Below are 8,669 nucleotides of genomic sequence, written 5' to 3' on the forward strand. Positions count from 1 at the left end.
AAGGAATCGATGGAACGCACGATGATGGTGAGGTCTGTCCTGGGAACCGCGCTGCTGGTAGCGCTGACGGCCTGTGGTGGAGGTGGCGGGGGCGGCAACGTGCGCATCGATACCCCGCCACCACCGCCGCCACCGACTACCCCGCCACCGACGACGCCGCCCCCGGTCAAACCGCAGGAGCCGGCCTTCGACGCGCATCTGTCAGTCACCAATGCGCGCGCCGCACAGGCTGCCGGCCTGACCGGCCAGAACGTGCGCATCGGCATCGTCGACTCCGGCGTGCAGCGCAATGCGGTGGCGTTGAATGGCCGGGTGCTGGCCAACCTCAACTACATCGATCCGGCCAGGAACAATCTGAGTGTCGATGATGTGGTCGGCCACGGCACCGCCGTGGCCAGCCTCGCCGCCGGCGCGGCAACGGGCTCCTGGCCGGGTGGCGTCGCGCCAAAGGCGCAGATCGTGTCGGCACGGATCATTGCCGACAAGCCGCCGGTCGATGACGGCAGCGGCAAGGGCAATTCCTTCAGCGGCCCGCTGGGCGTGGCCCAGGTCCACCAGGACCTGATCAGCTACAACGTGAAGGTGATGAACAATTCGTGGGGCGGCCTGTACTGGACCGACCTGCCGACCACCGCGCAGGTGGCCGCCGAATATCGCCCCTTCGTGATCAACCATGGCGGGCTGGTGGTGTTCGCCGCGGGCAATGACGGCCGCAGCGAGCCGAGCAGCCTGGCCGCACTGCCCAGCCAGCAGGGCGTGGCCGGCAAGCTTCCGGCTGCCGACCTGGAGCTGGGCTGGCCACCGCCGTGGATCCGTATGCGCCCGGTACGCTGGCCAGCTATGCCAATGCCTGTGGCCAGGCGGCCCGCTACTGCCTGGCGGCGCCCGGCAGCGCGGTCTACCCCGATGCCAACGGTGGCAGCTACTACTGGAACTACGGAACGTCATTCGCGGCGCCCTTGATTTCCGGTGCGGCGGCGCTGGTCTGGGAGCGCTTCCCGTACTTCAGCAACGATCTGGTGCGGCAGACCCTGCTGGGTACCGCCAAGGACATCGGTGCGCCGGGCGTGGATCCGGTGTTCGGCTACGGCCTGCTCGACATCGGTCGTGCGATCAACGGTCCGGGTCGTTTCGACTGGGGTGATGTGGTCGCCACCGTGGATCTGGCCTCGACCGGCTCGGCGTGGCGCAACGATATCGTCGGCAGCGGCGGGCTGGTCAAGCAGGGCGGGGGCACCCTGGTGCTGGCCGGCAACAACAGCTACACCGGTGCCACCCGCATCGAACGCGGCATCCTGTCGCTGCAGAACGGTGGCGTGATCCGTTCCAACGTGACCATCCTCGGCCAGTCCGATCCGGATTCGACCGGCCTGCAGTTCAATGGCGGCACGCCCCGCGTGATCGGCAATGTGGTCAACGGCAGCAGCGTATTCCTCACCACCGGCAACACCACCGGCACCATCGAGGGCAACTACACGCAGCAGGCCGGCGCACAGTTGATGATCGCATTGGGCGCCAATGCGCTGCAGGTCACCGGCAATGCCACGATCGACGGTGGCGTGCGCGTGCATGGCTTCGTTTCCGGCTACGTGCCACAGAACGGCAGCCGGCAGGACCTGATCCATGCGGCAGGCGGACTCAGCGGCACCTTCAGTACGCCGGCTACCTCCAGCGGCCTGCAGGGCCTGTCACTGCTGCAGAGCAGCTATGGCTATGACAGCAACAATGCGTGGTTGAACCTGACCCAGGTCAGCGTCACCGCAGCGGCCAGCGGGCTGGGGGCGTCCGCCCAGGCGGCAGCACAGCGCCTGGAGGGTGCATTCGCAGCGCTGGACAAAAACGCAGGCCTGCAGGGATCGGCCTTTGGTGCAGCGGCCGGTGCCCTGCAGTGGACCGGCGGTGGCCCGCAGGGCCTGGCCGCCAGCCTGCAGAGCCTGTCCGGTCAAGCGCATGCGCGAGCCGAAGCAGCGACCTTCGACAGTATCGACATGTCGCGGCGTGCGATCGCCGAGCGCTTTGATCGTGTACAGGCCGCACCGCGCCTGCGCGGGAGCTGGCAGAGCGCGCTGGGTGAGGCGGGGCAGGGCAGCTTTGCCGGCAACGCTGCCGACAGCCGGGGCTGGATGGCCGGCCAGGATCTGCCACTGGGCAGCAACGGCCTGATGGGCGTGGCGTTTGGTGAGACCCGCAGCACTGGTGGCAGCAGTTTCGGCGGTGATCGTGGGCGTGATCGCCAGGCGCAGGCACAGTTGTATGCCGGCTGGAATCTGGGACGTGGCTACGCGCTGGCCCAGGTGGGGAGCGGACAGTTCACCCGCGCGCTGGATCGTCAGCTGCTGCTCGGTGCGGGTGCCTATGGCGTCTCCGCGCGGTACGGCGGCCGTTTCAGCAGTGCCAGCGTGGAGGGCGGGTACCGGCTGGGGCGTGCGGGCGCATCGATGACGCCCTACGTCGGTGCCAGCACCACGCGTGTGGAGACCGACGCCTTCAATGAACTCGGCGGCTTTGGTTTCGGCCTGCGGGGCGATGTCAACCGCGTGCAGCGCAGCCAGATGCTGGCCGGTATCCGCGGCGAGCGCGGCTGGGGGCGTTGGACGCTGCGTGGGCATGCCGAATGGCAGCAACGGCTTGATGGTGCGGATGCGGACTGGCAGGCCAGCTTCGTCGGCGTCGATGCCTGGGCGCCATTGGCGGGCTGGAACGCGCCGCGCGGCAGTGCGCTGATCGGTGTGGCGCTGGAATCGTGGTGGGGCCGCAATGGCCGCCTGAGCCTGGGCTTCGACCAGCGTGTTGGTGGCGAAGGTGCGCGGCAGGCCGCCTTGCGCTACAGCACCGGCTTCTGAAGGACGGCTCGCGCCGGGTCATGCCCGGCGCGACATCGGCAGGTTCAACCGCCGCGCAGGTTGCCCAGGCGCGGGGTGCTGCGGCCCAGCGGCATCTTCAGCTTGCCGATCGACAGGATGCGGCTTTCGGCGATGCGGTCGGCGGCACGCTGCGGCGCGATGTTCTCGCGCTGCGACAGTTCGAAGATGCGGGTGAGGTTGTGGTAGATGCTGCGGATCAGGCGCATTGCGCGTTCGCGGTTGTAACCGTCGATCTCCAGCGACACGTTCATCACGCCACCGGCGTTGACTGCATAGTCCGGCGCATACAGGATGCCGCGCGCATGCAGCTCGTCGCCGATTTCCAGGCTCGACAGCTGGTTGTTGGCGGTGCCGCAGATGATCTTCGCCTTGATCCGCGGCAGCGTGTCGGCGTTGATCGCACCTTCCAGCGCGCACGGTGCGAACACGTCGGCGTTCACCTCGTGGATCTCATCCGGCTTGACTGCTTCGGCGCCGAAATCGCTGACCGCGCGATCAACCAGCGCGCTGTCCAGGTCGGTGACGTACAGCTTGGCACCGCGGTCGCGCAGCAGCTTCACCAGTTCCATGCCGATGTGGCCCAGGCCCTGCACGGCGATGCTGGTCTTGCCCACTTCCTCATGGCCGAACTTGAAGCGCATCGACGCCATCAGTGCCTGCAGCGCACCGTAGGCGGTGAACGGGGCGGGATCGCCGGAGCCACCATGGACCTGGTGCACGCCGGTCACGAACTGGCTTTCCAGGTAGATGTTCTCCATGTCGTTGACGTCGGTTCCGACGTCCTCGGCGGTGATGTAGCGCCCGCCCAGGGAATCGACATAGCGGCCGAAGGCACGGAACAGCACCTCGGTCTTGTCCACTTTGGGGTCGCCGATGATCACCGCCTTGCCGCCACCCACGTTGAGGCCGGCCAGTGCATTCTTGTAGGTCATCGTCCGGCTCAGCCGCAGCGCATCGGCCAGCGCCTCGTCGGTGCTGGCGTAGGGGCGCATGCGCACGCCGCCCAGGGCCGGGCCGAGGGTGGTGTTGTGGATGGCGATGATCGCCTTCAGGCCGGCGTCGTGGTTGTGGCAGAACACCACCTGTTCGTGGCCGGTGGTGGCGAGGGTTTCGAATAGCATGGCGTCTCCGATGGCGCGATCAGCGGCGAACTGCAGCGAACGGCCAGTGAACGGTAGGGTCCCAAAACAAAAAAAGCGACGTCGTCGGTGCAGGGGGACGGGTCGCGCGGCGCCATTCTAGTCCATTCCCCCGGCCGGTGCCGTCGACATCGGCGGCCTTCCGGTTAAAGAAGATGAAAGTTCGGCCGATGCTGCGACGACGGCGGGTGGCCGGATTCGCGTGAAGAGGCAGGGCGGTCAGTGACGGCAAGGGCACCACAACGACAGGGCGGGCGGCGATGACGCCGGCCTGGTGGCGATCACTGCGTGGCTGGCTGGCGCGCTCGACCGGGACGGCACCGTCCCGGTTGGCGGCGGCGTCGCGGCAGGCGGTGGCGGCGGCTGCGGCCAGCCTGCAGGGCGAGGCTCTGCCCTCGGCCGAGATCGCTGCACATCTGCAGCGTGGCCTGCATGCACTGGCCCTGTACCCGCGCCTGGCCGGTGAATCCACGGCGGTGCAGGCCGCGGGGTTGGGCGAGGCGGTGGCGCGCGCGCTGCAGGACCGGGACTGGGCGGCCCGTCAGCTGCCGCGCCGCCCGCAACTGCTGCCGCAGCTGATCCAGACGGTCAACGACGATGCTGCGTCGGCGCGGGTGATGGCGGCGATCATCGGCCAGGACCCGGTGCTGACCGGCAACCTGCTGCGCATCGCCAACAGCCCGGCCTACAAGGTGCACGAGCGCCCGGTGGAAAGCCTGCACCGGGCGGTGACGCTGGTCGGTACCGAAGGCGTGCGACAGATCATCAGCGCAGTTCTGGTGCAGCCGGTGATGCAGGTGCAGTGCGAGGTGTTTCCGCAGTTCAGCACGATCATCTGGGAGCACGCACTGCTGGCCTCGCGCGCAGCCGCTGACCACGCGCGCACGGTCACTTTCGGCGATGCCTTCGCCGCCCAGTGGCTGGGCCTGGTACAGGGGCTGGGGGCCGCGCTGGTGATGCGCCAGCTGCTGCAGGAAGCGCAGGCACGAGATGAAACGGTGGAGCCGGCGCTGGCGCTGCAGCTGCTCCAGCAGTGGTCACTGCCGTTGGCGCAACGCGTGGCTGCGGCCTGGGAGCTGCCCGAGCCGGTGCACCAGGCGCTGGCGCCCGAGGCGGATGGCCCGCTGGCCGACAGCCTGCGCCTGGCCAGCGCGGCCGCAGCGGCCAGCCTGCTGTGCCGGCACGGACATGCCAGCCAGAGCCGCATGCTGGCCCTGCTTGAACAGTTGCCTTCGGCGCCGCCGCATGCGCTGCGCTGGATCTGGCGGCGCCTGCATGGGCGCAGCGTGGAAACACGGGATGACGCCGGACAGGAAGAGGCGGGTCCTGCGCCCTGAGCGCTACAGCTGCGATTCCACCGGCAGCCAGCTGATCACCCGCGCGGTCCAGCGCTTGCCCAGGCTGGCACCGGGTTCGGCCTCCACCCAGTGCGGCGGTGGCTGCCGCTCCAGCCAGCGCAGGTCATCATCGCGCCCCAGCGCCAGCCACCAGCTGTGCTCCGGGCCGGCCAGGCGCAGGTACTCGTCGCGCAGCTGTGCACCGAGCGCCGGGTCATCGAACAGCACGCCCATTTCGGTATTGAGGTAGGCCGAACGCGGGTCGAGGTTGAACGAACCGACGAAACCGCGGCGGTCATCGACCACGAATGCCTTGGTGTGCAGGCTGGCGCCGCTGCTGCCGAACAGGCTGGCATCCAGCTGGCCGTGTGCCTTCAGTTCGTACAGCTGCACGCCGGCCCTCAGCAGCGGCACCCGGTAGCCCATGTAGCCGCCGTGTACCGCTGCCACATCGTTGGCGGCCAGTGAGTTGGTCACCACCCCCACCTGCGCGCCGCGTGCGGCCAGCGCCGACAGCGCCTCGACCCCATCGTTGCCGGGCACGAAGTAGGGCGAGATCAACAGCGCACTGCGCCGCGTGCTGCGCAACTCGTCGCTGAGACGGCTGACCAGCCAGCCGCGGCGATCGTCATCGCGGTGCTTCATCGGCGGGTCGGAAGCGATGCGCACGTTCGCGCTCCAGTGCAGCGGTTCCGGGCTGGGCCGCTGCAGCGCGCGCGACTCGGCCACGCGTTGCAGGTAGGGCTGTGCCTTGGCATGCATGGCATCCAGGTCCGACTGCCGTACCAGCTGCTGCAACTGTGCATCGGTATACGAGGCCAGTGCGGAAATCGGGATCGCTGTGCTGCTGTTCCAGTAGTCGTCGAAGATCTGGTTGGCCTGCTGCACGGCGGGGCCGGCCACCACCAGGTCCAGGTCCTGGAAGTTCACATCGTCGCGCGCGCTGAAGTATTCCTCGCCGATGTTGCGGCCACCGACGATCGCGATGCGGCCGTCGGCGATCCAGCTCTTGTTGTGCATGCGGTGGTTCACGCTGAAAGCGCGTTGCACCAGCTCCAGCGTGCGCGCGATGCCGCTGCGGTTGCGGAACGGGTTGTACAGGCGGATCTCGATGTTCGGATGCGCATCGAGTGCCATCATCAACGCGTCCTTGTCCTTGGCGTTCATGTCGTCAAGCAGGATGCGCACGCGCACGCCGCGCTCGGCGGCGTCGTACAGCGCCTTGGCCATCAGATGGCCGATCAGGTCGTCGTGCCAGATGTAGTACTGCAGGTCCAGGCTGCGGCCTGCGTGCGCGGTGATCATCGCGCGCGCGGCGAAGGCATCCATGCCATCACTGAGGAACGCCATGCCGGACTGCCCGGGGTGTGCGTCCTGCAGCGGCACGATCTGCTGGTCGATGCGGGTCTGCGCCGGCTGCAGTGGCAGCACATGCGAGGGTGCGCCCTGTGCCCGCGGGGTGAGGTGGTCGGCCAGCAGCAGCCCGGACAGGACCAGCAGCAACAGCGCGGCGAGGATGATCGCAGCGACGCGCAGCAGGCGTCGCCACAGGGGCTTGGGCAGGCTCATGCCCCGATGGTAGATCCACGCCGCGTGTGGATGAAAGCCAACAGACCTATCGCCGTAGATCCACGCCATGCGTGGATGGGGTCAGAGCCCTTTCCCGCGAAAAGGGATCCGACCCCGAGGGTTGAAGGGTCAGAACCGCTCGTCGCTGCCCAGGTAACGCCACTGCCCCGCAGGCAGCGGTCCCAGTGCCACGCGGCCAATCCGCAGCCGACGCACGGCCGCGACCTGCAGGCCGGCAGCGGTGACCGCCACGCGCAGGCCCTTGGCCGTCAGGCCCTTGCCGGCGAAACGCAGGCGCTGCTCGCTCTGCCAGCTGACCTTGGCGCCGCCCGATTCCTGCTGCAGCCGCGCCATCAGCCACGGGCCGCGCTCGGGACCGCCTTCGGCCACTTCGATCAGGTATTCCTGTTCGGTGCGGCCCAGATTGCGCTGCAGATGGGCCAGCGTGGCCGGGTCCTGGCTGACCACCACCAGGCCGCTGTCGCTGGCCGGAAGCGAGGCGGCCAGCTGCAGGCCGTGGAAGTGACGCTGAAGCGGACGGATGTCGCTGGCATCAAGTTCGCTGCGGCTGTCACTGCTGACCAGCGCACACAGGGTTTCAGCGGCAACGCCTGCCGGCTTGTGCAGCAGCATGCTGACCCGCTCGGCCTTTTCATCGCTGGCCTGCTCGGCCACGACGATCACCGCGCTGTCATCGACCGGGCGCTGCGGCTGCTCGACCACCTCGCCATTGACGCTGACCCAGCCGCCTTCGATGTAGCGCCGCGCTTCACCGCGCGGGATGCCGAGCAGGGCGGACAGGCGTTTGTCGAGACGGATCGGTTCCATGGCGGGCAGGTCGGGCAGGGGGCGCGCAGTGTAGCCGCTGCGGCCGGTCAGCGCTGGTCGCGGTTGGCCAGCTCGGTCAGGTACAGGCGGGTATCGAACTCCAGCTGCAGGTACTCCGGCTCCATGTGCTGGCACAGCTGGTAGAAGGCCTTGTTGTGGTCGGCTTCCTTCAGGTGGGCCAGTTCATGCACCACGATCATGCGCAGGAACGCCGCTGGTGCCTGGCGGAACACGGTGGCGATGCGGATCTCGCGGCTGGCCTTGAGGCGACCGCCGTGCACGCGGGAGATGGCGGTATGGGTGCCCAGCGCGTGCTTGATCACTTCCAGCGTGTTGTCGTAGCAGACCTTGTTGAGCGGCACCGACTTGCGCAGGTAGCGGTCCTTCAGCTCCTGCGTGTAGTCGTACAGCTGGCGGTCGCTGCGCACCTCGTGCGGATCGGGATAGCGCTGCTGCAGCCAGGGGCCGAGCTTGCCCTGCGCCAGTAGTTCACTGACCTGGGCGACCAGGGGTTCGGGATAGCCGGTGAGGTACTTCAGGACTGCCATGCAGGGGCGGCGGGGCGTCGGTAGAATGGGGCATCCAAGATTACACGCGGTACGCATCGACCATGGCAAAGCCCAACGCGCTGCAGGAACAATTGCTCAAGGCCGGCCTGGCCAAGAAGTCGCAGGCCAGCGCTGCCGCGAGCGCGCAGGCCAAGGCCCGGCAGGGCAAGGCCGAATCGACCTCGGCCGATGTCCAGCGCGAGGCTGAACGGGCCCGCGCCGAGAAGGTCGAGCGCGACCGCGCACTGGCCGCCGAGCGCAATGCCCAGGCCAGGCAGGCTGAACAGAAGGCCCAGGCCCGGCAGATCATCACGGCCCATGCCGTGTCTCAAAAGGGCGAGGACGAGTACCGCTGCAGCGATGGCGCGGAGATTCGCACCGTGC

General features: G+C 68.2%; 6 protein-coding genes and 1 pseudogene. 3 read left to right on the top strand and 4 right to left on the bottom strand.

Annotated elements, in window-relative coordinates:
• Positions 1-9: 9 nt before the first annotated feature.
• Positions 10-2,843 (top strand): annotated as a pseudogene (locus tag QRO95_RS18770) (S8 family serine peptidase).
• Positions 2,844-2,887: 44 nt separating this feature from the next.
• Here QRO95_RS18770 and QRO95_RS18775 read toward each other — a convergent pair.
• The gene (locus tag QRO95_RS18775) at positions 2,888-3,985 is read right to left on the bottom strand and encodes a Glu/Leu/Phe/Val dehydrogenase dimerization domain-containing protein (protein WP_010482852.1); all 1,098 of its coding nucleotides are present in this window, start codon (positions 3,983-3,985) and stop codon (positions 2,888-2,890) included.
• A 278-nt stretch (positions 3,986-4,263) separates the two neighbouring features.
• On the opposite strand from QRO95_RS18775, the gene QRO95_RS18780 reads away from it, so the two are divergent.
• The gene (locus QRO95_RS18780; protein ID WP_285303183.1) at positions 4,264-5,340 is read left to right on the top strand and encodes an HDOD domain-containing protein; all 1,077 of its coding nucleotides are present in this window, start codon (positions 4,264-4,266) and stop codon (positions 5,338-5,340) included.
• A 3-nt stretch (positions 5,341-5,343) separates the two neighbouring features.
• Here QRO95_RS18780 and QRO95_RS18785 read toward each other — a convergent pair whose 3' ends face one another.
• The 3 genes from QRO95_RS18785 to QRO95_RS18795 all read right to left on the bottom strand — a co-directional run bounded on the left by QRO95_RS18785 (position 5,344) and on the right by QRO95_RS18795 (position 8,285).
• Positions 5,344-6,909 (bottom strand): phospholipase D family protein, encoded by a 1,566-nt coding sequence (locus tag QRO95_RS18785; protein WP_285303184.1) that lies wholly within the window; start codon positions 6,907-6,909, stop codon positions 5,344-5,346.
• A 129-nt stretch (positions 6,910-7,038) separates the two neighbouring features.
• Entirely contained in the window at positions 7,039-7,737 is a 699-nt protein-coding gene (locus tag QRO95_RS18790) for an RNA pseudouridine synthase (RefSeq protein WP_032129355.1), read from the bottom strand.
• 47 nt (positions 7,738-7,784) lie between these two features.
• Positions 7,785-8,285, bottom strand: a complete 501-nt coding sequence (locus tag QRO95_RS18795) for a M48 family metallopeptidase (RefSeq protein ID WP_285303185.1) — start codon at positions 8,283-8,285, stop codon at positions 7,785-7,787.
• A gap of 62 nt (positions 8,286-8,347) precedes the next feature.
• Between QRO95_RS18795 and QRO95_RS18800 the strand changes: the two genes are divergently transcribed.
• Positions 8,348-8,669 (top strand): DUF2058 family protein (locus QRO95_RS18800; RefSeq protein ID WP_285303186.1); only part of this gene is annotated, 322 nt, incomplete at its 3' end.

Origin of the sequence: Stenotrophomonas maltophilia group sp. Smal13 (assembly GCF_030236855.1) — a bacterium.
Taxonomy (GTDB): Bacteria; Pseudomonadota; Gammaproteobacteria; order Xanthomonadales; family Xanthomonadaceae; genus Stenotrophomonas; species Stenotrophomonas maltophilia_A.

What these genes read in the sequence shown, in the direction of transcription:
- QRO95_RS18785 (WP_285303184.1), bottom strand. Translation starts at nt 6,909, where the DNA reads ATGAGCCTGCCCAAGCCCCTGTGGCGACGCCTGCTGCGCGTCGCTGCG.
- QRO95_RS18775 (WP_010482852.1), bottom strand. Translation starts at nt 3,985, where the DNA reads ATGCTATTCGAAACCCTCGCCACCACCGGCCACGAACAGGTGGTGTTC.
- QRO95_RS18795 (WP_285303185.1), bottom strand. Translation starts at nt 8,285, where the DNA reads ATGGCAGTCCTGAAGTACCTCACCGGCTATCCCGAACCCCTGGTCGCC.
- QRO95_RS18790 (WP_032129355.1), bottom strand. Translation starts at nt 7,737, where the DNA reads ATGGAACCGATCCGTCTCGACAAACGCCTGTCCGCCCTGCTCGGCATC.
- QRO95_RS18780 (WP_285303183.1), top strand. Translation starts at nt 4,264, where the DNA reads ATGACGCCGGCCTGGTGGCGATCACTGCGTGGCTGGCTGGCGCGCTCG.